At 60.3% G+C, this 23,947-nt stretch carries 23 protein-coding genes; 15 read left to right on the plus strand and 8 right to left on the minus strand.

The annotated features are described in order from the left end of the window. The first annotated feature begins 213 nt into the window (after positions 1-213). Together CYG48_RS16850 and CYG48_RS16855 are read left to right on the plus strand one after the other, a co-directional pair. The gene (locus tag CYG48_RS16850) at positions 214-483 is read left to right on the plus strand and encodes an exopolysaccharide production repressor protein (RefSeq protein WP_118851763.1); all 270 of its coding nucleotides are present in this window, start codon (positions 214-216) and stop codon (positions 481-483) included. Between the two features lie 95 nt (positions 484-578). Beyond that, positions 579-1,580, plus strand: coding sequence for a glycosyltransferase family 2 protein (locus tag CYG48_RS16855; RefSeq protein WP_118851764.1), 1,002 nt, complete (start codon positions 579-581; stop codon positions 1,578-1,580). On the opposite strand, the gene CYG48_RS16860 is transcribed toward CYG48_RS16855, so the two are convergent. After that, positions 1,571-2,506, minus strand: coding sequence for a polysaccharide pyruvyl transferase family protein (locus CYG48_RS16860; protein ID WP_118851765.1), 936 nt, complete (start codon positions 2,504-2,506; stop codon positions 1,571-1,573). The genes CYG48_RS16855 and CYG48_RS16860 overlap by 10 nt on opposite strands. Beyond that, a complete protein-coding gene (locus tag CYG48_RS16865; protein WP_118851766.1) occupies positions 2,503-3,489 on the minus strand; it encodes a glycosyltransferase family A protein in 987 nt (328 codons plus the stop codon). Before CYG48_RS16865 ends, CYG48_RS16860 begins: the two co-directional genes overlap by 4 nt. A gap of 94 nt (positions 3,490-3,583) precedes the next feature. On the opposite strand from CYG48_RS16865, the gene CYG48_RS16870 reads away from it, so the two are divergent. The 8 genes from CYG48_RS16870 to CYG48_RS16900 all read left to right on the plus strand — a co-directional run bounded on the left by CYG48_RS16870 (position 3,584) and on the right by CYG48_RS16900 (position 13,897). Continuing rightward, on the plus strand, positions 3,584-5,050 hold the full coding sequence (locus CYG48_RS16870; protein WP_118851767.1) for a lipopolysaccharide biosynthesis protein: 1,467 nt from the start codon (positions 3,584-3,586) through the stop codon (positions 5,048-5,050). A gap of 302 nt (positions 5,051-5,352) precedes the next feature. Further along, positions 5,353-6,510, plus strand: coding sequence for an acyltransferase family protein (locus CYG48_RS16875; protein WP_305778823.1), 1,158 nt, complete (start codon positions 5,353-5,355; stop codon positions 6,508-6,510). Between the two features lie 3 nt (positions 6,511-6,513). Then, positions 6,514-7,311: a glycoside hydrolase family 16 protein gene (locus tag CYG48_RS16880; RefSeq protein WP_118851768.1), complete on the plus strand. Its 798-nt coding sequence runs from the start codon at positions 6,514-6,516 to the stop codon at positions 7,309-7,311. 40 nt (positions 7,312-7,351) lie between these two features. After that, the gene (locus tag CYG48_RS22575; protein WP_199925331.1) at positions 7,352-8,551 is read left to right on the plus strand and encodes a glycosyl transferase family 1; all 1,200 of its coding nucleotides are present in this window, start codon (positions 7,352-7,354) and stop codon (positions 8,549-8,551) included. Continuing rightward, complete coding sequence (locus CYG48_RS22580; RefSeq protein ID WP_199925358.1) at positions 8,551-9,549, plus strand: glycosyltransferase family 2 protein; 999 nt, start codon at positions 8,551-8,553, stop codon at positions 9,547-9,549. The genes CYG48_RS22575 and CYG48_RS22580 overlap by 1 nt, the downstream gene beginning before the upstream one ends. Further along, positions 9,546-10,478 carry a glycosyltransferase family 2 protein gene (locus CYG48_RS16890; RefSeq protein WP_118851769.1) on the plus strand — a complete coding sequence of 311 codons (933 nt, stop codon included), beginning with the start codon at positions 9,546-9,548 and terminating at the stop codon, positions 10,476-10,478. The genes CYG48_RS22580 and CYG48_RS16890 overlap by 4 nt, the downstream gene beginning before the upstream one ends. Next, a complete protein-coding gene (locus tag CYG48_RS16895) occupies positions 10,475-11,473 on the plus strand; it encodes a glycosyltransferase family 2 protein (RefSeq protein ID WP_118851770.1) in 999 nt (332 codons plus the stop codon). The genes CYG48_RS16890 and CYG48_RS16895 overlap by 4 nt, the downstream gene beginning before the upstream one ends. A 117-nt stretch (positions 11,474-11,590) precedes the next feature. Further along, entirely contained in the window at positions 11,591-13,897 is a 2,307-nt protein-coding gene (locus tag CYG48_RS16900; RefSeq protein ID WP_118851771.1) for a polysaccharide biosynthesis tyrosine autokinase, read from the plus strand. A 53-nt stretch (positions 13,898-13,950) separates the two neighbouring features. Here CYG48_RS16900 and CYG48_RS16905 read toward each other — a convergent pair whose 3' ends face one another. After that, positions 13,951-15,900 carry a methyl-accepting chemotaxis protein gene (locus CYG48_RS16905; RefSeq protein ID WP_118851772.1) on the minus strand — a complete coding sequence of 650 codons (1,950 nt, stop codon included), beginning with the start codon at positions 15,898-15,900 and terminating at the stop codon, positions 13,951-13,953. Positions 15,901-16,322: 422 nt separating this feature from the next. On the opposite strand from CYG48_RS16905, the gene CYG48_RS16910 reads away from it, so the two are divergent. Together CYG48_RS16910 and CYG48_RS16915 are read left to right on the plus strand one after the other, a co-directional pair. Further along, positions 16,323-16,760, plus strand: coding sequence for a hypothetical protein (locus tag CYG48_RS16910; RefSeq protein WP_118851773.1), 438 nt, complete (start codon positions 16,323-16,325; stop codon positions 16,758-16,760). A gap of 6 nt (positions 16,761-16,766) precedes the next feature. Then, positions 16,767-17,282: a DoxX family protein gene (locus tag CYG48_RS16915; RefSeq protein WP_118851774.1), complete on the plus strand. Its 516-nt coding sequence runs from the start codon at positions 16,767-16,769 to the stop codon at positions 17,280-17,282. 87 nt (positions 17,283-17,369) lie between these two features. Here the strand turns inward: CYG48_RS16915 and CYG48_RS16920 are convergent, their stop codons facing one another. The 3 genes from CYG48_RS16920 to CYG48_RS16930 all read right to left on the minus strand — a co-directional run bounded on the left by CYG48_RS16920 (position 17,370) and on the right by CYG48_RS16930 (position 18,973). Then, on the minus strand, positions 17,370-17,768 hold the full coding sequence (locus CYG48_RS16920) for a hypothetical protein (protein WP_118851775.1): 399 nt from the start codon (positions 17,766-17,768) through the stop codon (positions 17,370-17,372). A gap of 62 nt (positions 17,769-17,830) precedes the next feature. Beyond that, positions 17,831-18,061: a hypothetical protein gene (locus CYG48_RS16925; protein WP_118851776.1), complete on the minus strand. Its 231-nt coding sequence runs from the start codon at positions 18,059-18,061 to the stop codon at positions 17,831-17,833. 99 nt (positions 18,062-18,160) lie between these two features. Further along, the gene (locus CYG48_RS16930; protein ID WP_118851777.1) at positions 18,161-18,973 is read right to left on the minus strand and encodes an SDR family oxidoreductase; all 813 of its coding nucleotides are present in this window, start codon (positions 18,971-18,973) and stop codon (positions 18,161-18,163) included. Between the two features lie 155 nt (positions 18,974-19,128). Here CYG48_RS16930 and CYG48_RS16935 point away from each other — a divergent pair, with 155 nt between their 5' ends. Next, on the plus strand, positions 19,129-19,572 hold the full coding sequence (locus CYG48_RS16935) for a MarR family winged helix-turn-helix transcriptional regulator (RefSeq protein ID WP_118851778.1): 444 nt from the start codon (positions 19,129-19,131) through the stop codon (positions 19,570-19,572). On the opposite strand, the gene CYG48_RS16940 is transcribed toward CYG48_RS16935, so the two are convergent. Beyond that, on the minus strand, positions 19,569-19,991 hold the full coding sequence (locus tag CYG48_RS16940) for an ester cyclase (protein ID WP_118851779.1): 423 nt from the start codon (positions 19,989-19,991) through the stop codon (positions 19,569-19,571). The two genes, CYG48_RS16935 and CYG48_RS16940, sit on opposite strands and share 4 nt — an antisense overlap. A gap of 133 nt (positions 19,992-20,124) precedes the next feature. Here CYG48_RS16940 and CYG48_RS16945 point away from each other — a divergent pair, with 133 nt between their 5' ends. Beyond that, positions 20,125-21,246, plus strand: coding sequence for a gluconeogenesis factor YvcK family protein (locus tag CYG48_RS16945; RefSeq protein WP_118851780.1), 1,122 nt, complete (start codon positions 20,125-20,127; stop codon positions 21,244-21,246). On the opposite strand, the gene CYG48_RS16950 is transcribed toward CYG48_RS16945, so the two are convergent. Further along, positions 21,243-22,706 carry a glycosyl transferase family protein gene (locus CYG48_RS16950; RefSeq protein WP_118851781.1) on the minus strand — a complete coding sequence of 488 codons (1,464 nt, stop codon included), beginning with the start codon at positions 22,704-22,706 and terminating at the stop codon, positions 21,243-21,245. The genes CYG48_RS16945 and CYG48_RS16950 overlap by 4 nt on opposite strands. A 254-nt stretch (positions 22,707-22,960) precedes the next feature. Here CYG48_RS16950 and CYG48_RS16955 point away from each other — a divergent pair, with 254 nt between their 5' ends. Then, positions 22,961-23,887 carry a siderophore ABC transporter substrate-binding protein gene (locus CYG48_RS16955; protein ID WP_118851782.1) on the plus strand — a complete coding sequence of 309 codons (927 nt, stop codon included), beginning with the start codon at positions 22,961-22,963 and terminating at the stop codon, positions 23,885-23,887. Positions 23,888-23,947 lie beyond the last annotated feature (60 nt).

The raw sequence follows: 23,947 nt of genomic DNA on the forward strand, positions 1-23,947 counted from the left end.
CCGGATTGGGCGGAATTGTGGCACAGATGGGGCATAACATGCGCTCACAGCCTCTCCAGGGTGGCCCCGGATAACGTGAAACTTACCAAAGTTTCATCAGTTGGAGGCATAATCGGCTGCTGAACCTGTGTACCTATTGAGCTCGATATGTTTCAATAAGTGAAGAGGAGCCAACAGACGATCCAAGATCTGCGTCTCCGGGAGGACGAATCTATGTATGCGCCGCGCGTCTTTCTTAGCATGATCTGTGTCTTGCTGGTGTTCGCCGTGGCAGCTTACTGGCAGAGCGGCTCCCTCTCGGCCACGTTGCTTGGAACAATTGTCTGCGCAATCCTGCTCCAGGTGGGATACTTTATCGGGATCGTCTATCTGGTTCGCCAGGAGAAGCGGCAACGCCATCACACGGCTGATTCGCCTCTCGCCCAGCGGACGGGAGATGCGCCGGCTGCCGATGATCTCCCGGCCGACATCGCGCGCCATTAAACGGCAAAGATCGCGCTCAAAATAGCCTCCTTCCACATCGAGGTCATGTTCCTAGCTTCTAGTGATGTCGCAAGACATCCTGAGAGAGGGCAGAAATGGCCGAACATGATCCCAATGCAATCTGCGTCATCATCGCTGCGAAGAACGCCGCGTCCACGATAACGACAGCGATCCATTCTGCGCTTGCCCAGCCTGGCGTAGCGGAGGTGGTTGTGGTGGATGATGCTTCAACGGATAAAACGGCCACCGTCGCGGAAGCAGCCAACGATGATCAGAACCGCGTCCGGGTGATCTCGTTGCCAGTCAACCGGGGGCCAGCCGCGGCCCGCAACATCGCGATTGCAAACTCGAGCGCGCCGTTGATTGCGATCCTGGATGCCGACGATTTCTTCTTTCCCGGCCGCTTTGAGGCCATGCTGCAACACCGGGACTGGGATCTGATCGCTGACAATATCGCCTTCACCAGAAACGCAAAACCGCCGCGCAGCCCGCAGGCCTTCCAGCCGCGGGCGCGTTCCCTCTCTACGCTTGAATTCATCGAAGGAAATATCAGCCAGCCAGGCGTGCGGCGCGGCGAGATAGGGTTCCTGAAGCCGGTCATGCGCCGAAGCTTTCTGGAAAAACGTCAGCTCGGCTACAACGAGAACCTTCGGCTTGGTGAAGATTACGACCTTTATCTACGCGCGCTGGTGAAGGGGGCGCGCTACACGGTGATCGAACACGTTGGATATGGCGCCGTCGTGCGGGCAGATTCGCTAAGCGGCCAGCACAGGACGGAAGACCTCCAGCGTCTCTATCAGGTTGATGCCGACGTGCGTGCGACACCCGGACTGCCGTCCGAAGTTGCCTCCGCGCTTAAGCGCCATGAGCAACACATTCGCGGGCGCTACAATCTGCGCGCTTTCCTCGACAGCAAAAAACGGGGCGGCATGACGGAGGCGCTAGCTTTCGCTATCAAGCATCCATTTGCCATGCCTTCCATCGCAGCAGGAATCTTACGCGACAAGACGCAGCGCTACCGCCCGAAGCCGCCAGATGCAGCTCCGGAAACCGGCTTCAGATACTTGATGATCGGCGTTGCCGCGGCTCAGAAATAGTCCTTGCGCACACCAACCAGAACGTCGCGGAAACGCACTTTAAGGGACGCGAGGACATCGTCCCTGCTCAACTGAGGTTCCTGCCGGCCTGCCTGCCACAGCGATAGTATCGAGGGGGCAGCGAGCATCTGCTTGGCCGCTCCACGTAAACCACCTTGCGACGGTCTCGGGCGTGCAAGAACATCCGAATGGGACGCGTCGCTTGAGGCCATCTGCTCGCGTTCAAAGTTGATGCCCCAGAAGCGTGTCTTCTTCGCAACCGCTTCGGCGCGGGTCGACACGGGCACGAAGCGCGGGCGGTACTGGACGCCGACACTGCTGGCCCAGTCGTTCCACTTGAAGTCGTTGATCGATGGCGACGTGGTGACGGCAACCCATGGCACCCGGAATGCATCCGCAAGAATGGCGCCGTGCATGGATTCCGCGACGATCATCTCAGACTGGGCGATGTGGCGAATCACGGCCTTCGCTTCACCGCGCGGATCGAGATACGTGAGGCCTGCCGGTTCGCATACCGACTTCCAGATGCCGAATTCTGCCGACTCCCAGTGCGGCACGAAGGTCTTCTTATGCACCTTCGGAAGGTTCCGAAACTCTTCCATGTCGCTGATCATTACAGCGGGGTCGACGATACCCATCTCAGGTGGAAGACCAAGTCGTTCCGCTGTTTTTGGGCCGCGGACGCAGCGCACATCCCATTCCCGTGGATCACTGATGTCGGGCGGGCTGCCGTAGCCATATCCGCTGCCAATGACGAGCTTGTGGACGCCGCTCGGAAGAAGCGTGGGGTTCAGCACGGTGCCGACGCCGACCAGCAGGGTCTCCTCCCGCACCTCCCGCAGTCCGGGCAGCAGAGCGTCCCACAGCCAGAGGTTCAGGTCATCGCCGAAATTGCCGTGGTGTGAGGGCCAGTGATACGGCTTCATTGCTGTTCTCCCTGTGATTGACGGCGACGGGTGAGCTTCCCGGTCCCGAGTTCGACGAGCGTGCGCAGGATTGCCGGGTCGCGCCACGCCCAGCGGGCAAGCAGGCGAACTTCTGGCGCGCTGCGCCGACGCACCCTGCCCGCCTGGCTCCACAGTGCCTGCTGGCGCGCTGTGTTCTTGTAGCTGGTGATGGAGGCAACATCCTTCGGTCGGCGCGCGAAACGCTTTTGCAGCCTGTCCAGCGCTTCCCATGTGTTGAACTGCTGCTGCAGGAACTGCGGTGACTGGTTGTCGATGCTGTGGAAGATATTGAGCCCCATTCCCCTCGCCGCGCCTGCCTCATCGCACAGAAGGTTGCGGCGCGAGGCGAGGATGCAGTCGCAGAAGAACAGGACGTCTTCGGCGGCCAGCCGCAGCGCGGCATCAAAGCGAACTGTCTCGAAGAGGTTTCTGCCCAGCACCATGCAGGACAGGTGCAGGAAGCTCCAATTCTTCAACATGATGCTGGCGAGGTCGGGCACCTCGATAACAAGCGGGTCGTCGGACAGGCGCTGGCCGCCCTCACGCGCTTCCAGCTCAGCCATCCCGAAATGGTAGTAAAATTCATCGCTCGCCTGCATGGAGGCCCAGTAGCAATCGCCGTCGAAGCGCGTCATGCAGTCATGGGCGTTCTTCAGGTGGTCCGGCAGCCAGACGTCGTCTGAATCGAGGAAGGCAACGAAGCGCGTGGATGCCGGCACATTGTCGAGCCCGGTGTTGCGCGCGCCGCCGGGCCCTGCATTGGCCTGACGGATGACAGTGATCCGCTTTCGGGCCTCCGGGTCGATTTCCTGCAACTCGGTCCCGGCCGGCAAGGGTGATTCATCATCGACAACCAGAACATCGAAATCCTGGAAGCTTTGGCCAAATACCGACGCCAAGGCGCGGCTCAGAATCCCGGCCTCGCGTTGATAGAACGGGATCACTACTGTGAATGTCGCCATCTTTTCGCCCCTGCTGTCCCTGATGGAATGAAAGTTCGCTGGTGAGAGGCCGTTCCAGGCTCGCGCCGAACAACCCAGCTACAGGATCTGATTTATGGCTCCAGTTCATGGCGTGAAGACGATCACCACAAATGTCGGATGGAGCGTCCTTTCAAAGACAGCCACATTCGGGCTGAAGTTTGTCACGGTGCCTATCCTCGCCCGGTTGCTGTCTCCTGACGAGTTCGGCGTGGTGGCTGTTGCACTGACAGTGGTGCAGTTTCTGGCCATGATCGGCGGCGCCGGACTGACGGCCGCTCTCGTTATGCAACAGGATGCCGACGAGGAGACGGTCCACAGCGTTTTCTGGGCCAATCTGGCCATGGCCGTGCTGATGTCGCTCTGCCTTTACGTCTGGGCTGCACCGCTTGGAAGCGTGATGGGTGCGGTGGAAAGCGCCTCGCTGTTGCAGGTCATGGCCTTGCTGATTCCGATCCAGCTTGCAGGAGATGTCGCCTACACCCTTCTCGCCAAGCGAATGAACTTCAGCAAGGACGCGATGTGGAGCACGATTTCAGAATCGGCCGCGGCGATCATTGCCGTGGGCATGGCCTATCTCGGCTTCGGTGTCTGGGCTCTCGTGACCCAGCTGTTTTCTTCAGCCTTGATAAGGTTGATTGGGCTTTATTCCGCGGCAGGTTATTTTCCCAGGCTTGTGATGCGGCCCCGCAAGCTTAAGCCATTGCTCGCCTTCAGCTCCGGCGTCATGGGGTCGGAGATCGCCAACTTCGCGACATTCCAGTCGCCGATGATCATCATTGCCCGCATGCTCGGCCTCGCAGACGCCGGCGCATATTCTGTCGCGAACCGGTTCGCCAGCATTCCCAATCAGGTGGTGCTGACAGCCGTCATGGGGGTGTTGTTTCCGGCGTTCAGCCTGATGGGAAATGACCGCAAACGCCGTTCGGACGCCTTGATGCTCAGCACCCAGGTGACAACAGTGGTGCTGGCGCCCGCCATGTTCGGACTTTGGGCGGTCGCCGAGCCCGCAATGGCGGTGATCTTCGGACCGGGTTGGGCGCACGCGTGGCCGGTGCTCGGGCTGCTTGCCTTGTCGAAGGGCATCATCACCCCGTGCAGCACCTTCATCCCCTACCTGAAGGGAACGGGTCACGGCCGGGCCCTCTTCTGGTCAGCGGTCATCCGAGCGGTCGTGACCACCGCTGCGGTCGCTCTCGCCGCGCACTTTGGCACCTTGGTAGACGCGATGATCGCGCTATGCATCGTCAACGCCGCCACGCTGCTCGGTTATTCCTGGGCCGTCTTCCGCGTTGACGACATCCCGTTCGCCAGCGGTCTGCTCACCAGCAGCCGCTCGATGATCAACGCGATGATCATGGCCGTGTGCGTGCGCGCTGCTCTGCCGCCTCTGCAGGCCCGGCTCGACAACGATTATCTCGAGTTGGTCGCCGGTGCGGCGATTGGCGTCCTCATCTATGGCGCGCTCCTTCTCGCCACTGAACGGGTCCTGCTGCGCAAGCTGCTTCAACTGGTGCGCACGCGAAGCACTGTTGCCGTTTAGCTGCCCGATTGCCGCCACAATGCAACGTATCGATGCGTTGCATCGGATAACCACCCGCTCACGTTGCCGTTATCACTGTAAATGTGGTGCCGGTAACGTTTTTGAGAGGAGGCTAACATGCCTTGCGTAACCGGCGGTTGGCGCCGCGTCTCCGGTCACCTCAGTGGTCACTCAACCTGATTGACCTTCCGATTTTGCTGCAGTGCCACATTTTTCTCTCATCCGGAGCCGATGGTTTCGGAACGCGGGCGCCAGTCTGCTTTGACTGAACCGGTGGCGAGGGAGGCGCTGCCCAAATAGAGGTGACTCTTTTGGCGGTCGATCGGAACCTTTCTTCCCGCATCAACCTGATGCGCATTCTTCTGATCTGCGGCATCGTGTTTGTGCACGTGCCTTTTGATCCTCAGACAAGCCCGTTCCTCGGTCGGTTCGGGCTGTTCGATTGGCTCAGGGTGTTCCTCGGGGACAGTCTGTTCCGGATCGGCGTTCCCTGCTTGAGCGCCGTCTCTGGCTATCTCCTGTTCCGTCGGGGGCTGGCGAACTTCAAGTTTGCGCCCGTTGTGCGGTCCAAGCTCAAGACGGTCCTCCTGCCGTTCCTGCTGTGGAACCTCGGGCTGCTGATGGCCGTCCTTCTGATCCAGAAAGTGGGTGTCGGCATCGGTTACTTCCCGGACCTCTGGAACAGCAAGGCTGTTGAGATGGCCAACTACTCGGTCGCCCTTTTCGGGTTTCCGATCAACCTGCCGCTCTACTTCCTGCGGGACCTGCTGGTATGCATCCTGCTGTCGCCGGTACTGGCCGCTCTTGTCGCGCGGGTGCCGTGGGTGACGTGCTGCGGCCTGTTTTTCCTGGCGATCCTGCCTGATGTGACCATCGGTGTGGTGCTCAAGAAGTCGATCCTGTTCAGCTTCACTTTCGGGATCGCGCTGGCAGTCCACGGGATCAACACCAAGGCACTTGATCGTTACGCGCCACTCGGCGTCATTGCGACCTTGCTCGCCGCGGTCGTGCTCGCGTCAGCCCTTTACGCAACCGGTCCTGACTTTCCTTTCTGGCTGGAACTCGCGCGCAACACGCTGTCGATCGTCGGAGCGCTGGGCTTCTGGCTGCTGTCAGCTCTGCTCATCCGCACTATGATCGGACAGAAACTGGCAGGAACGGGAAGCCTGAGCTTCTGGGTCTTCTGTGGCCACTACCCGTTACTCGTCGTCGCGTGGATGGTGTGGAATCGAGCCGCGGGAGATGCTGCTTACCCATTCTTCTACGTGCTGGCGATCCTAGTCACCTTCACAATCCTGATAGCATCGAATGCCATCATCGGCCGATCGCTGCCGACCGCCTACCAGATCCTGACCGGAAGTCGAGGCCGCAGCCAACGCGTTGTTGCCGCTTCCCGTCCTGTTGATGACGCTGACGCCACCGCCCTTGGCGGCGCCGCGTTTAGCCAAGATCGGAGATAAAACATGTCGAAAAACTCCTTCGCCAGGAGCGGCTCCGTGCTGCTCGCCGCAATTGCGCTTGCAGCAAACGTCTCCAGTTCTCAAGCCGTTGCTCAGGACAAACCCGCCGGTGCCTCTTTTGTAGAGGAATTCGACAGGCTGGACACGTCCCGCTGGTATGTTTCCGATGGCTGGAGCAACGGCGCTCACCAGAACTGCGCATGGTCAAAGAAACAGGTACGCGTTGACGGCGGCAAGCTTCAGCTCGGGTTCGAGGCTGCCGCGGCCGCTGACAGGAAGTTCGCCTGTGGCGAGATCCAGACGCGCGCCCGATTCGGCCATGGCACCTATGAGGTGCGGATGAAGGCCGCCGAGGGCTCCGGTTTCAACTCAGCCTTCTTCACCTATATCGGCCCGACCGACAAGAAGCCGCACGACGAGATTGACTTCGAAGTTCTAGGCAAGAACCCGCGCCAGGTGCAGGTGAACCAGTATGTTGGCGCCAAGGGCGGTAACGAGAAACTGGTCGACCTCGACAAGAAGGCCGACGCGGCCTTCAACGACTTTGCCTTCATCTGGGAAGAAGGCCGGCTGCGCTACTTCGTAAATAGCAAGCTCGTCCATGAAGTCACGGACCCCAGGAAAATCCCGTCCAACCCCCAGAAGATTTTCCTGAGCTTCTGGGGCTCCGACACGCTCAAGGACTGGATGGGCGCGTTCTCCTATCAGGGTCCACGCACGATGGAGGTCGAACGCGTTGCCTTCACAGCCCAAGGCGACGACTGCCAGTTCCCGAAATCGGTTGCTTGCAAGCTTGACTGAAGAGTTCGCAGACCCAACGCAGCAAGGGAAGCAGGCATCAATGACAGAGATTCTGTATCTTGCGCATGACCTGAGCGACGCGGCGGTACGCCGACGGGTGCTGATGCTGAAGACCGGCGGCGCCCGCGTCACCGTGGCAGGCTTTCAGCGCGCGGGTAATGTTCTTGCCGATGACCCGGATGTGCCGATCGTGGTTCTCGGACGGACGGCTGATGCCAAGATGGGCCAGCGGATGGCCGCCGTGCTGGGCGCCTCGTTTGCGCTCAAGCAGAAGCTCGCTCATGTGCGCAAGCCCGACGTCATCGTGGCGCGTAATCTTGAGATGCTGGCCCTTGCAGGACGTGCCTCGCGCTTGTTCGGCGGCGAAATTCCGGTCGCCTATGAGTGTCTCGACATCCACCGGCTGCTTCTTGATGAGGGCGCTAAGGGATACATGCTGCGATTGGCTGAAGGGCATTTTGGCCGCAACGCCAGCCTTCTTTTGACAAGCTCTCCGGCATTCATCGAGAACTATTTCAAGCAGCGTTCGCGGTTGGATCTTCCGACGCTGCTTGTTGAGAACAAGGTACTGGACATCGAGGGCGACCTCGCGACGGCATGGCGTCGACCGCCGGCTCCGGCTGTTGGTCAGCCGTGGCGGATTGGCTGGTTCGGAGCGCTTCGTTGTCGCAAGTCCCTGCAGATCTTGACGGACCTCGCGGCGCGGCTGGAAGGGCGCGTCGAAATCGTGTTGCGAGGCCGGCCCGCCCATACCGAATTTGATGACTTCGACGGACAGGTCGGGCAGGCGCCGCATGTCGAGTTTCATGGGCCTTACCGCAATCCGGAGGATCTCGGCGACATCTACGGGGACATCCACTTCGCCTGGGCGATAGACTTTTTCGAAGAGGGCCTGAACTCGCGATGGCTGCTCCCGAACCGGCTCTATGAAAGCTCGCTCTACGGGGCGGTGCCGATCGCTTTGGCTTCCACCGAAACGGGCCGTTTTCTCCAACGTAGATCGGTCGGCCTGACAGTTGAAGCTGCGACGTCGGACCAATTGGTCAACCTGTTCAACGGGATGGATCGCGAGCGCTACAACGATCTCGTCGGCACCATCGCGGCTAGCGACAGGAAATCCTGGATCACCGGGCCAGAGGAATGTCGTGCACTGGTGCGGCACCTGGCAGATCTTCCGCGTCACGCTGACGCGAAAGTCGTCTCCCTTTCATCCCCCCTGCACTCCGGAGGCACGTCATGATGACGGATACGAACACCAGTCAGACGGCAGCACTGATCGTGATCCCCTGCCTCAACGAGGAGGCGAACATCGAGCGGCTGTTACGCCAACTCGTCCAGGAACGCGGTGATCAGTGCATGCCGATCGTTGTGGTCGACGGAGGCAGCACCGACAGTACCCGCGGCATCGTTCAGGCACTGAGGGCGGAGGTTGCAGACCTCTACCTCCTCGACAATCCGAAGCGGCTGCAGGCGCCAGGGATCAATCTTGCGGTCGAACGGTTCGGTGACGATTGCGAATTTCTCATCCGGATCGATGCCCACGGCGACTATCCGTCAGACTATTGCCAGGTTCTGTTGCGAGAAGCGGTCGATCGACAGGCTGACTCCGTTGTCGTCGGCATGAAGACCGTCGGGTTCGGCTTTTTCCAGAAGGCAACCGCGGTTGCCCAGAACTCAAAACTCGGAAACGGCGGGTCGAAACATCGCGACGGCGGCGGCGGCCAGTGGGTCGATCATGGCCACCATGCATTGATGCGGATCGCCGCCTTCCGCGCCGTCGGTGGTTATGACGAGAGCTTCAGCCACAACGAAGATGCTGAACTCGATCACCGCCTGCGTACTGCGGGCTTCCGCATCTGGATGACCAGCGAGACTTACATGACCTACTATCCACGTTCCTCCGCATGGTCCCTTTACCGCCAGTATTTCGGTTACGGCCGGGGACGGGCGCGGAACATGATGAAGCACCGGATGCTGCCCAAGCTCCGTCAGGCGCTTCCCTTAGCTGTGGTTCCGGTCTTTGCCGGGGCGCTTCTCGCGTTCCTGTACTGGATTGTCGCGGTTCCCTTTATCCTTTGGGCCGGCCTCTGTGTTGCCTATGGTTTCTGGATTGCCGTTTCGCAGAAGAACCCCTACGGGGCGGCCGCGGCCGTGTCGGCGATGATCATGCACTTTGCCTGGTCGGCCGGGTTTTGGGCGGAACTGCTGACACCTCGAAAACGGAGGGCCGTGCAGTGACCCATTCCCCACAAACTAGGGCATCTATCAACATCGCCGTGTGCACCTACCGCCGCCCGGCGCTACGCAAGACGCTGTCATCGCTTTTCGCGCTGCAGGTTCCGGAGGAGTTCGAGGTGCGGATCATCGTGGCAGACAATGATGCAGAGCCAAGCGCACACGCGCTGGTCCACGAGATGCGGGCCGCCTCGCCGTTCGAGATCGAATATGTGCATTGCCCGAAATCGAACATCTCGATCGCGCGCAACGCTTGCCTCGACGCCAGCAAGAGCGATTACCTCGCTTTCATCGATGACGACGAAGTGGCGTCCCCGGAATGGCTGCAGGAGTTGCTCGAAACAATACGCGCAACCGGCTCCGATGCCGTCCTTGGACCCGTCCGCGCGATATATGACGATGACGCGCCGGGATGGATGCGACGCGGCGACGTGCATTCCACCTTCCCCGTCTGTGTCTCCGGCGCGATCAGGACCGGATATACCTGCAACGTGATCCTCGACATGCGCTCACCCCATGTCGCTGGCCGGCGCTTTCATCTGGGTCTCGGGCAAAGCGGGGGCGAGGATACGCAGTTCTTCTCGGCGATGACCGAGAGCGGCGGGCGGATCGAGTTCGCCCCTGCGGCCCTCGTCACGGAACCGGTTCCGGACAGCCGCGCCAGCCTTTCCTGGCTCTGCAAGCGTCGCTTCCGGTCCGGACAGACGCATGGACGGATCCTGGCAAGCAAATACGCGAGCAACAGTCGGCTCCTGCAGGTCGGCCTCGCTGCGGCGAAGGCCAGCTACTGCATGCTGGCCGCACTACTGACGGCCGCGGCCACGGTTCGCCGCAATCAATTCATCCTGCGCGGCGTGCTCCATGCCGGTGTCGTTTCGGGCCTCGTCGGGATGCAGGAAATTCGTCAATACGGATTGGTGGAAATATCATGAGTGAGCCGTCACAACAGCCGGACGTCAGCTTCGTCATCGCTGCCTACAATGCGGAGGATACCCTCGCTCCCGCGATACAGAGCGCGCTGGAGCAGGTGTCCGTTTCCGTGGAAGTCGTTGTGGTCGATGACTGCTCCACGGATAGCACCTTAGAGATTGTTCGTTCGTTCGATGATCCACGGGTCAAGCCAATCCGCCAACCGGAAAACGGCGGGCCGGGCAAGGCGCGCAACACGGGAATTGCCTCGGCAACTGGTCGCTGGATCGCGGTTCTGGATTCAGACGACACGGTTCTCCCGGAGCGGACCGCCGCAATGATTACACGTGCCGATGACATGGGTGCCGAAGTGGTCGTCGACAACCTCGAGATTGTACCGATGGACGGCTCGCCGACCTACCGGATGTTCGACGCTGGCGAACTGGCGAAGCGGAAGACCATTTCGCTTGCGGACTACATCGGCTCGAACGTGATCTTCAGCGAGACCTTCAACTTCGGCTACATGAAGCCGATGTTTTCGCGCGCGTTTCTTATCGAGCACGGCCTCGGCTACGGCGAAGACCTGCGCATCGGTGAGGACTACATCATGATGGCATCGGCTCTGGCAAGCGGTGCTTTGTGCGCCATTGAACCGTCCGCCGGTTACGTCTACCATTTGCGGCAGGACTCCATCTCACGAGTCCTGAACCTCGGCCATGTCGATGACATGCTGAGGACCGACCAAGCCTTCAACGCACGTTTCCCGCTGACGGGCAGCGCGCTTGCGGCACAGCTGCGCCGCACCCGCAGCCTCCTCGATGCCAGGGCCTTCCTGACGCTTGTTGATGCGATCAAGACACGCTCACCCGGCGCGGCCATCGGAACGGCAATCGCAAATCCTTCGGCGCTACGTCACCTGCGCATGCCGATTACCAAGCGGGTTCAACGCGTTTTTGCGCGCTGGTCGGTCAATCGCAACAAGCCGAAGCCCCCGAAGCGCATGCAGGAAGCGGGTTGATCCGCCGCGGCGCCCGTTGTCGTGGCGGCCGCCAACAAGTTCATGGCGATCCGGCTGGAGAACTGCACCGGGCCGCAGAAACAAATGGCGCACCAGCGCCGAACCTGAGGTAGCCGCATGGATCAGATGAACTTTCGATCGCGGTCGATGTTTCGAAACAGCGAGCCGAACAGCGACGGCTTCATTGACCTGGACAAACTCTGGTCTGCCGTCGTGCGTCGGCTGGGCATCATTATCGCCTGCGTGCTTGTCTCGATGGTGCTGGCGGCGATCTACCTGTTTGCCGCAACACCGACCTACACCGCCGCGACGCAGATACTCATCGACGACAACCTCTCGCGCTACGCGGAGGAGCAGGAAGAGATCAAGAGCGCGCAGCAGATCGACAACCGCATGTCAAGCGCCGTCGAAATCCTGAAATCGAAGGCGCTCGCCCTGCGCGTGGTGGATGAGGCGCAGCTGGCGGACAATCCACTGGTCACCGATCCCCCGCGCTCGCCGGTCGATTTTCTCAAGAGCACGGTCAAGAGCGTCGTTTTCGCCCTGACGCCAGCATCTACGCCAGCATCTGAAGACGCCGTGCGGAATGGACGACGGGAGAAGGCTGCGGCGGTGCTTCAGCAATCGCTGACCGTCAACAGGATCGGCCGCAGCTCGGTCATCGCGCTTGCCGTCGGCTCGCCGGATCCGGTTCTCTCCACCAAGATCGCCAAGACCTATGCCGATGCCTATATCGAGGAGCAGTTGAACGCCAACTTCGACGCGAGCGAGAAAGCGTCTGTCTGGCTGCAAGAGCGGCTCAACGACCTGAACAAGCGCTCGCAGGAAGCCTCACTTGCCGTCGAGAAATACAAGCGCGAGCATGGCCTCGTTTCTCCACGCGGCGAACTGCTTTCTTCCCAGCAACTGTCGGATCTCAACAGCCAGCTGATTGTGGCGCAGGCCGATGCCGCGACCGCCTCCGCACGCTACCATCAGTACAAGGCGATCATCGACAAGGGTCCCGAGGCGGCGGTGAACAACGCCGTCGTGTCCACTCGCGAAACCGATAATTCCATCCTCCAGGACCTAAGGAAGCGCTACCTCACCGCCAACGAACGCGAGCAGGCGATCGTCCAGCAGTTCGGCGCCGATCACCCGCAGGCCGTTGCGCTTGCCTCCGAAAAGGGGGACCTGTCACAGCAGATCTATCGAGAACTGGAGCAACTGACCGGCAGCTTCCGAAACGAGTTCGAGGTGGCGAGTTCACGCGAGAAGTCGCTGCGGGAGAGTATCGAAAAGGTTGCCGGCACCAATTCCGAGGCCAATGTCTCGCTGGTGCAACTGGCCGAACTTGAACAAAAGGCGGCAGCGCTGAAGACGCTCTACCAGTCTTATCTCACCAGGTTCGAGCAGGCATCGCAGCAGCAGTCCTTCCCAATTGCCAAAGCGCGGGTGATCTCCGAAGCAGGCGTTCCGACCGCTCCGTCCAGCCCCAGAAAAACACTCACCATGGCCCTATCCGTCGTGCTGGGGCTGATGGCGGGCGGCGTCTCCGCTGGTTTCCTCGAAATGCGCGAACGCTTCTTCCGCACCGGTGACGAGATCCAGGACAAGTTGGGGCTGCGGTTCCTTGGCTACCTTCCGCATATCACTGGCAAGAAACTCGGCGCAGAACCGCCTGCCGCCGAGGAGCCGAAGCCACTATCGGATGGCGCACCGGTCGATTTCCGGCAAATGATGCGCTACGCCGTCGATGCCCCACGCTCGAGCTTCGCCGAAACGCTGCGCAACGCGCGCCTCGCCTGTGATGTGCTGCTGCAAGGCAAGAGCCCACGGGTGATCGGTGTTGTCTCCTGCCTGCCGGGCGAAGGCAAATCGACTGTTGCGGCGAATTTCGCCGGCATCCTTTCGACGGCCGGTGTGCGCACCTTAGTGGTCGATGCAGACCTTCGCAATCCAGGCCTCACCAAGATGCTTTCAGCCGAGCCGCAGACGGGGCTGGTTGAAGTCGTTCTCGGCGAAGTCGACTGGATGCATGCTGTTCGCGTAGACCGACGTTCAAAGCTCGCCATCATGCCGATCGCCGGTTATGCGGGGAAGCTCGCCCATACCAGCGAACTGCTTTCATCGCCGGGGATGTCGCGGTTCCTCGACAGCGCACGGGAAAAGTTCGACGTCATCGTTGTCGACCTCGCGCCGCTGGTGCCGGTGATCGATGCCAAGGCGCTGGAGGCGCAAATCGATGGCTTCATCTTCGTCACCCAGTGGGGTGTGACGCCGAAGAAGACGGTCCAGAACGTTCTGTCGGCCGAACCGCAGATCGCCTCAAAGCTGATCGGCGCGATCCTCAACAACACCGACATGTCCCAACTTTCGCGTTATGCGGACCCGGGAACACCTGAGCGGTTCCGCGATCGGTACATGTCGTATTACGAATCCTGAAAAAGAGAAGGCGGGACAATGCCCGCCTACTCAAGCTCACCTAAGTTTTAGTCTCAGAACTCTTCCCAGCTCTCGTTGCTAACCGCGACTGCAGCATTACCCTTGCTGGTAAAGGCGCGCGCGATCTTGTTGACCATGCCACGTGCCGGCGAAGAGACCGGGGCGGCGGCAGGGCTGGCAACGGCCGGAGCGGCACGTCGAACCGGGTTGGCGGCTGAAACTGCGCCCACCTGGAACTGCGAGACGATTTCGCGCAGGCGGCTTGCTTCGTTGGCGAGCGTTGCGCCGGCGGCATTGGCTTCCTCCACCATGGCGGCGTTCTGCTGCGTCACCTGGTCCATCTGGTTGACGGCGGTGTTGACTTCCGACAGGCCGACCGACTGTTCGCGAGCAGAGGTGGCGATCGCATCCATGTGCTGGTTGATGGTGACGATATAGCCCTCGATGGTCTTCAGTGCTTCACCCGTTTCGCTGACCAGCTTGACGCCGGTGGCGACTTCGCCAGACGAGTTGCGGATCAGATCCTTGATCTCCTTGGCGGCCGTGGCGGAACGCTGTGCAAGTTCGCGTACTTCCTGGGCGACGACTGCAAAGCCCTTGCCGGCGTCGCCGGCGCGTGCCGCTTCCACACCGGCGTTCAACGCCAGCAGGTTGGTCTGGAAGGCGATGTCGTCGATGACGCCGATGATGTTGGAGATCTGGTTCGACGACTGTTCGATTCGGCCCATGGCGTCAACAGCGTTGGCAACCACCGAGCCGGAATGATTGGCGCTTTCGTTCGCCTGGATTGCCACTGCGCGGGCCTCTTCGGCACGCTTGGAGGAATTCGCGACATTGGTGGTGATCTGGTCGAGTGCTGCGGCGGTCTCTTCGAGCGAGGCAGCCTGCTGTTCAGTGCGCTTCGACAGATCCTCGGCGCTCTGGCTGATTTCGCGCGAGCCGCTGTCGATCGAGCCGGTGGATTCAGCAACCGAGGCAATCGTCTGCCGAAGCTGCGCCACGGCCTGGTTGAAGTCGGTCCTGAGGGTCTCGAATTCCTGTGCGAAGGACTGCGACAGCTGGAAGGTCAGGTTGCCGGCGGCCAGTTGCTTCAGACCATCGGCAAGGCCGGAAGTCGCCTGTGCCATGGCTTCGGCACGAATGCGCTCCTGTTCGGCGGCGCGGCGACGCTGTTCTTCCGACTGCGAGCGCTGCGCATTGGCTTCCTGCTCCAGCCGGCGGTTTTCCAGGGCGTTGCTACGGAACACCTCGACAGCCGCAGCCATCTCGCCGAGTTCATCCGTGCGATCGGCGAAGGGAATCGGCGTCTCCGCGTCACCCTTGGCGAGATTGTTCATCGAATGGGTGATGGTGGCGATCGGGCGAGCGATATTGGTGATTGCAAACCAGATGGCAGCCACCACGATTGCGGCAAGCACCGCGAGGGCCACGAACGTTACCGTCAGTGCAGAGGCATAAGCCTGTTCCGCCCTTGCTTCGGATCCGACTGCATCCGCAACACTCATCTTGGTAAGCTCTTCGAGGCTCGCGGCTGCGGCTTCAGCCGGCTTCACCATCTGACTCGTGAGAATCCTGTTTGCACCTTGTACGTCACCGAGCTTCGAGAGCTCGAGCACGCGCGCGCCGGTTGCGACGTAGCTCTCGACCGCAGCTTCAACTTCAGCAAGCATCTGCTTTTCGCGTTCACTCGGGTTGAGCAGCTTGAACTTCCGCGAACGTTCCGCAAGCGCCTTGCGCGCCTTGTCGATGGACCGTTCGGCCGCGGCCTTGCCCTCGGCATCCGACCACAGCAGATGGCTGCGATAGCCGTTGCGGATGGTCATCACCTGGATCTCGACATCCTTGACCGAAGCGATCTTCGGCATCGTCGTCTCGATAACCTCGATAAACTGGTTATTGAGCATTCCCATGCGGTTGATCGCGAAGGTCGCAAACACAGCGAATGCCACGCCTAACAGGACCAGGATCCCGGCGAGTGCGGTTTTAACTTTGGGTCGTGACATTGGGCTCATCCATCCAGCGTACGAGAAACGAAGCAGAGCATCTTGGTATTGCTGCTGGCGCGACCCTAAGTCTTCGAATTTACTAAAATCCGAACTAGAAAACCCTATAGTTGCATGGCGAAAATTAGTAGCTTGCGGTTTGGGGTCAAATCGCTCTCTGCGAGAGTCACTGGTCGGTTCGTTACGGGCGTCACCGACGACTCCAATGAAACGAATGCCTTAGCCAAACCGGGGCAGCCGGAACCGCGCAGATCCGAAGGAGCTGCCGACGCCCCCCGGCGCGAGCCCCCCCGATTTTTCATGGGTGCAATGACGAATATGAGCGTTGTCTGTTTCAGGCAAGGCGCGTAAGCGACCCGCGTCACACATATCATTAAATAGCCACAATTGGTGTGGCGCGGAAACAAATCAAGGAGTAGGACTTGTCTGGGTCCCAACGTATATCGGAGCGGACGCTGTACATAGCGTCGCTCGTCATCGCCGCCCTCTTCCTCGTAAACATCTATTACCAGCTTCATGTCGCTCCCGGCTGGCAGTGGGGCCCTGCCCTGGACAAGATGCCAAAGACCATGCTCACGGACTTCCGTGACGAGGTCTATACCAATGCCAAGGGCGGATGGGCTGCCGGCGAATACATCGCCTCGGACGCGAAATTCGACAAGGCGCTCTTCCCGGAGTTCGTTGATGGCGCCCAGGTGAAGTCGGAACTGCTCCAGCCACTCGTTGGCGACGGCCGTACCGTCGTCGCGATCCACAAACTAACGGATGCAGGCATCGAAAAGACGGTTGTCGACGTCTATCACATCGGCCCGCGCGGCGGCCGCATCGACAGCATTCAGCGCTACGTTTCGCAGGAGTAATCAGACATGTCGAAGGAAATCACCTACTCCTGGAACCTCGCAACGGCCGTGAAGATCCTGCTGACGCTTGGACGCCTTTACCTTGGTGGCTGGATGCTCACCTCGGGCACGTCCTACTGGCTGACGCAGGCTGGCCTGCCGACGATCTTTCCGCAGCCGGTCGGCAACACGCCGCTGTCCTCGCAGATGCTCGTCACCATGATCGAGGTCGGCCTGTTCGACATCGTCAAGACGCTGGAAATCGTCTGCGGCCTGATGCTGATCTTCAACCGCTTCGTGCCGCTCGGGCTGGTCATCGCCATGCCGATCTCGGCTGTCGTATGGTATAACGCCATCGTCCTGAACGGCCGTTACGACCGCCTGTTCAGCCCGACCTACATGGGCGTGATGTGCTTCTACCTGTCGATCGTGCTGATGCTCGCCTACCTGCGCTTCTACGCACCGCTGCTGACCTGGAAGGCCAAGATGGGCGGCCTCGGCGACGTCAAGGAACTGATCAAGGCTGCCAAGACCGAGGCCTGATAACCCCTCGATCCTCTTCGGATGTCTCGACCTTGGGCATCGACCGATGCCCAAGGTTTTTTAATGCCGTGAAGGTGGTGGCAGTCTTCAGACTAGCGCGTCGAACGCGTCTGCCTCACCCTGGGTGAGAAAATTGAAGGTGATCACCTCGCTGTCGTCGTCCTGACGAAGGCCGATCGCCGTGATGATCAACCGAGCGACCTCATCCTGCGCTTCCGTTCCCGAGCGCGCCGACCGCACCGCCTTTTCGATTGCGGGTGCAAAGACCTCGCTGATCAGGCCAAGGCGCATGTTGTGCTTCATGATGATATCCCGGTCCTCCATGATCGCGGCCTGTTCAGCCTTCGGGATCTCGGCGTTGTCCATCGCCGTCAGCGTGGCGTTGGTGGCGAGCTTGATCGGGCCTTCCTGCAGCCAGCGATCCACCATCTCGTTGAACTGGCGCATGCGCGCCGCGGGAATGGTTTTCTGTACTGTGATCGACATCTGAATTCCTTCGTCGGCACCCTGCCGACAGCTTTCTTGTGTTGCCGCGGAAGCTCGAAGTTCTACGACTCGAACTTGACGGTCACGCCGCGCTGGCGAAAGTAGGCCTGCATCAGCTTCCTGCCCTGCCGGTTGTTCTGCACCAGCTTGGCCGGGTCGAAGATCGCTTCCTTCAGACCCTCGCGTGCCAAGGCAGCCTTCAAGACTGCGATGTGCTGGTCAAGATCGGCGTTATCGGCCTGAAGCGACGCGTAGATCCGATCTATCGCCTCTGCTACCGTCGTTTCGCTCATGTGGTAAAACTCCTGTCGCTGTTTCGTTGGCCCTCCCTACAATATCCTGCCGCTCCTGCTTAGAGAAAATGCACCTCGATCAGGCGAAAGATGACTCGATCAGCCATTGTCGCGAAATTCCGGGTAGAGCGACATGCCGCCATCAACGAACAGCGTCGTACCGGTGACATAGTCGGCTTCGTCCGACGCCAGCCAGACCACAGCCCGCGCAACATCTTGAGGCGCGCCGATGCGGCCGTAGGGGATCAGCTTTAGCAGCGCCTTCAGCGCGTCCTCGGTCTCCCAGGCCTCCTTGTTGATCGGGGTCTTGATGGCGCCCGGCGCAATCGCATTCACCCGAATGCCTTCCGCCGCGACTTCCTGGGCGAGAGACTGCACGAACATGCGAACGCCGCCCTTGGAGGACGCATAGTTGATGTGCCCCGCCCAGGGGATCAACTCGTGGACCGAACTCATGGCAATGATGGTGCCCTTGCTTCGTGCCGGTGCGCCTTCCCTCCCCTGCGCTCGAAAGCGGCGGACAGCCTCCCGCGCACATAGAAACTGCCCGGTCAGGTTGACGCCGATGACAGTGTTCCAGTCCTGGAGGGTCATCCCGGCAATTGCGGCATCCTTCTGGATCCCGGCATTCGACACGACGACATCGACGCGGCCAAAGGCGGCGATGGTTTCGTCAAAGAGACGGATGACGTCTTCTTCCTTGGAAACGTCCGCTTTCACGGCCACGGATCGCCCGCCATTCGCTTTGATCCGCTCGACCAACGCGTTGGCAGCCTGCTCGTCCGAACGGTAGTTGACGACGACGCTTGCACCTTCGCCAGCCATCGCTTCAGCAATGGCCAAACCGATACCCGAGCTTGATCCGGTGACGAGGGCAACGTGATTTTCAAGACGGTTGGCGTATGCTGGCATTCAGGTCTCCTGCCGCAGTTCTGTTTCAGGTTTCGGGGGTTTAACTGACCGTGCCGGTCTTCGTTGCAGACCGAGTTTGAAACTGTCGCTCTTTCTCTTCTCACGCCTCTCGGTCTATGGAAGTCAAAGATAGTCGCTCGAGGGTGCAGAGGGTCATGGCAAGCAAGGACGCCCGTTCCGCAAAGCACGCAGACGCCTTGGCGCTTGCGGAAAACCTTCGCGTGGTTGTGGGGCGATTTGTTCGACGTATCAAGGCGGAAGCCAAGACACCAACGACGGCGCAATCAGAAACACTGTCGCTTCTCGATCGTGAGGGGCCACTTAGTGTCGCAGAACTGGCCGACCGCCGCGGCGTCCGACATCAGAGCATGCGGCTCGTCGCCGGCCAACTGGAAGCTGACGGGCTGATCAGCAAGACGCCGAACCCGGCGGATGGACGCAGCCAGCTTCTTGCCATTACCGATGCCGGGCGGTTCGAATTATCCCGCTTCCGCCAGGCCCGCGCATCACAGATCGCCCGCCTGATCGAGGAGCGTCTGTCAGACGAGGAGAAGCGCACGCTCGAAGCGGCGGTTCGTATGATCGAGCGGCTGTGCTAACGCACAAGATTTGGATTCGACAGCGAAGAGAGCACGTTTGACAGTGTGTTCAAGCCCCAGTGCTCTGCATATCTGCCGTGGTCGACGCGGACAATATCGATCACGCTGATCGCGACCTTTCGCCCTGTCGCAGGAACGCCCAGCAGTGTACCGGTATGGACGCCACTGATCGTCTTGCGGGTCGTCACCTTGTCGTGTTCGGCGATCTGGTCGTGGATCGTGACGGTGAGGTTCGACAGCGCGGGACGAAGAACCTTTTCGAACGTGTTCCACATGCTGTCCGGCCCGTTCGGCATTCCTTGCGGCGCGGCGTGGTTGATGAAATCGGGCGCCATCAAGGCTTCGAACGTGCTTCGGTCGCCATTTTGGATCACCTCGATGTTGAAGCGACGAACTACTTCCTTGTCCTCTGCAGACATGACCATTCCTCAAATTTGCCAGTTGTACAGTTCACCTGTATAATTACCTACGCTCCTTGTGCCCCAGTTGCAAGATGCCGACCTTGGCGTTTGCGCCTGACGCAGTTATGAGAGTCCGAGATTGTGAGGGCTTATGCAGCGCATCGTATTGTTTTCCGGCGGTACAGCGTGCCGCGCCATCAATATTGCGCTCGCGCGCAAGCAGGTGCACCTGACGCGGGTAGTTCCTGCCTGGGACAGTGGCGGCAGCTCAAAGCTGATCCGCGAGAAGCTCGGGATCCTGTCGGTGGGCGACATCCGGCAGGCGCTGATGACTATGGCTCACGGCGAACGTCGCTCCGGCGATGTGGTAAGGATCTTCAACACACGTATCTCTGCTCTGGGCGAGGCTGGAGATGCTCGGCAGGAATTCCAGCTTTATGCAGAGGGCCGACACCTTCTCCTGGAGCGCATGGAGCCGGGGCTTAGAGGCGCGATCCTGAACTATTTGCGAACCTTTGCGACCGCGGTCGGTCCTGACTTCGACTTCCGGAACGGCAGCATCGGCAACTTCATCCTGACCGGTGCATGCATCGCTCACAACGGCGACGTCAACACCGCCATCTTTGTGTTCCGCAAGCTCTGCGGCATTGACGGGAACGTCTGGCCGTCCTCGCTCGACAGCGATCTTATCCTGTCCGGCCGCCTCAGGAACGGCGCGCGCCGTGCGCCGCAGGACGTACTCTCGAAACTGTCGGAAGCCGATGCGGCAATCGGGATCGAGGACATCGAGCTCACCAGTGAGAGCGGTAAGAATCCTGCTGCAAACAACGCCGTCATCGAAGCCATCGAGGCCGCCGATGTGGTGGTGTTCGGCCCGGGGAGTTTTTACACCAGCATTCTCCCGCATCTGCTTGTCGGAGGCGTCGTTGAGGCCGTCGAGCGCGCACGTTGCCCGGTTCTGTTTGTCGGCAACATTCTGCAATGCCGCGAAACGCTGGGCATGACGCTGGACGACGTTATGGACCGGTTCCTTCGCACGTGGCGGAACGTGAGCAGCACCCAATCCGCACCGCTTGTACAGGTCCTGGCCAACCGGGTGCTGCTGCCGTTTGGACGTTCGCTCGGCGCTTTTCCCTACCTGACGGCACACGCCGAAACCCAAGGTGCCGGCACCGGCTACGATCTCATCGAAGATGAGCTCGAGGACGCCTGGAACAGAGGCCAGCATGACGGGGATCTGGTTGCCGAACGCATACTGGCGCTCGCGGGCTAGGCATGGCGCCTGCGCTTGAGCCACTGATCCGTTGCCTGAGTCAGGCAGGCTTCAAAACTGCGGCGCGAGTCACGTGAGATCGCAAAGAGCGCCGTCGCTGCCGTATAGATAATCGAGGCCTCGGCCAGATCGTCACGAGCCGCACCCGACCACACGGCCTCCCAATATTCCCTTTGACTGAAACCGCTGCTTGGCAGCCCGGTACCGGTGATACCTGAGCATGCCGGCACCCGCTCACTCGACTCCTCACCATTGATGATGCGCATCAGGTTTGTCACGCGGCTCGGATTGATCTGGGCGAAACTGCGCACGGCGCCCAAGATCGTCACGTTCTCCATCCCCAACAGCTTCACGACGTCTCCATAGATCGCCAACGAAGCGCCGCCAGGGGCTCCCGTCAATGTTGCAGACGCAGCGAATGGATTGATGAGCGGCACGACGTTGTGAAGCGGCGTGCGGGTTTCAAGCAGCGGGTGGAGGTTGAGGATGCTCTGCGTACGCGGCGCAAAGGCGGCCAGCGGCACATAAGCGATGTTGCACGCACCAAGCGCCGCAGAGACTTCCGGTGCCGTCACGCAGACCGGGATGCCGGCGTATTCGGCAGCCTGCTCGAGCTTGCCACTATCGCGACCGTTGCCGAAATGGCCGTGCATGACGACGCGGTAGCCCGCCGCCGCGACAAGCCGTGCCGAATGGATGAACCATGGCGGCCTCTTCCAGCGGGGCGATACATAGACCGGCCAGTCCAGATCCGGCTGATGATTGATCGCAACCGTTGGAGCGATTGCCTCGCGTATCGCCTCCACGAATCCCGCAAGCTCCAGCGCCGTCGGTCCACGATATTGCAGGGTCATCAACAGTGCACCAAGCTGCACCGCATCTGCCTCCCCCCGCAGGATGATGGTCAGAGCATCGCACGCTTCCTCCCGCGCGAGCGTGCGGCTTCGTCCCGGGCCCGGGGAGGTGAGCGCGATATATTTAGCCAGTCTGCGCTGCGGTTCTTCGTTGTCGCCGATTGCAGCAATCCGCCTTGCGATCACCGACGGCGTCGGTGCGGCTTCGAGAAGGTCACCGCGGGAGACCGCGAGCGGCGGGGCTGCGACCCTCGAGCGCTTCTGCCAGCCGTCCGCCGGCGGTTCGACCACTCGCTGGGCGACATGTACGTCCGGCGCTCGAGTCCATCCCTCTCCCTTCAGAAGCGCTTCCGTTTCTTCCGCCAGCGCGCGAACCCGCAACCTCAGGGATTCAGCAAACGGCGTTGGTCGCAAGCCCCGGCCGGTCCGAATGAAGATCGGATCGTTGTAGAGGTTTCTCAACTCACCCAGCATGCGGCTGACGGCAGACACCTGCAGTTCCAAGCTGGCGGCAGCACCCGTCACGCTTCCTTCCCGCAACAAGGCATCGAGCGCGAGAAGAAGCTTGATCTTGCCGATCGGTGGAAGCTTGCCGTCGTTCGTCATTTCGTGTCGTCAGATCGTTTGTCGGCACAAGCAGAACGATCAGGAACGACCTTGCTCGCCGGATTCCGTCGCGCCTAACATAAGCTTCCTCATCTTCTCAACTTTCTTTTTGAACCCGGTACCATTTTGCGATAATCGCAAATTGGAACGGCTAAAGAAAAGATGATTTGACGCTCCCCTTGGCCGATCGATAACTGGCTTCAACCACTCAACTTATCTTGGCCAAGCGCGTTTGGCCAAGCGCGGAGATGATAATGTTCGCAATACCCCGGACCTTCCACCTTGCTCTCGCCCTTGCCGGTGCGGTCTTTGCTGCTCAGGCAATGCCATCGGCGGCTGCCGAGATCGTCGTCAAGCACAGCAAGGGTGAAACCACCCTGCCGTCGACGCCTGCAAAGGTGCTTGTGTTCGACATGGCGAGCCTTGACACGCTCCATACCCTCGGCATCGAAGTCGCAGGCGTTCCTTCTGGGGCGAAGCCTGAGTATCTTTCGAAATATGCGGGCAAGGATGTCCTGAACATCGGGTCCCTCTTCGAGCCGGATTATGAAGCGGTTAACGCCGCACAGCCGGACCTCATCATCGTCGGCGGCCGGTCGTCAGCGAAGTTCGAGGACCTGGCAAAGATCGCGCCGACCATCGACATGACGATCGACCAGACGAAGTTCGTTGAAAGCGCCAAGCAGAACGTCGAGACGTTGGCGGAAGTCTTTGGCAAAAAAGCCGAAGCTGATGCTGCCCTTCAGAAGCTCGACGCCTCTGTCTCTACGCTGAAGGCCAAGGCAGCGTCTGCCGGCAAGGGGCTGCTCATCCTCACCACCGGTGGCAAGATGAGCACCTATGGTGCGGGTTCACGTTTCGGTCTGCTCTTCACCGACTACGGCGTTCAGCAGGCGGATGAGAACATCAAGGTCGGCCAGCACGGCCAGCCGATTTCGTTCGAATACATACTCGAGCGTAACCCTGACTGGCTGTTCGTCATCGACCGCGACGCAGCGATCGGCCGCGACGGACAGGCGGCTGCCAAATTCCTCGACAACGAGATCGTCGCCCAGACCACTGCCTGGAAAAAGAAGCAGGTTGTCTATCTCGACTCGACCGCATGGTACTTGGTTGGTGGTGGCCTCACCGCCATGCAGAACACCGTGGATCAGTTGACCAAGGCCTTCGACGCCAAGTAATCAGGTCCGAACAGAAATGATCGGCAGCAACCGGTTCATCGGTTGCTGCCGCTTCTGCAT

The sequence above is a fragment of the Neorhizobium sp. SOG26 genome (assembly GCF_003491345.1).
Lineage (GTDB): Bacteria > Pseudomonadota > Alphaproteobacteria > Rhizobiales > Rhizobiaceae > Neorhizobium > Neorhizobium turbinariae.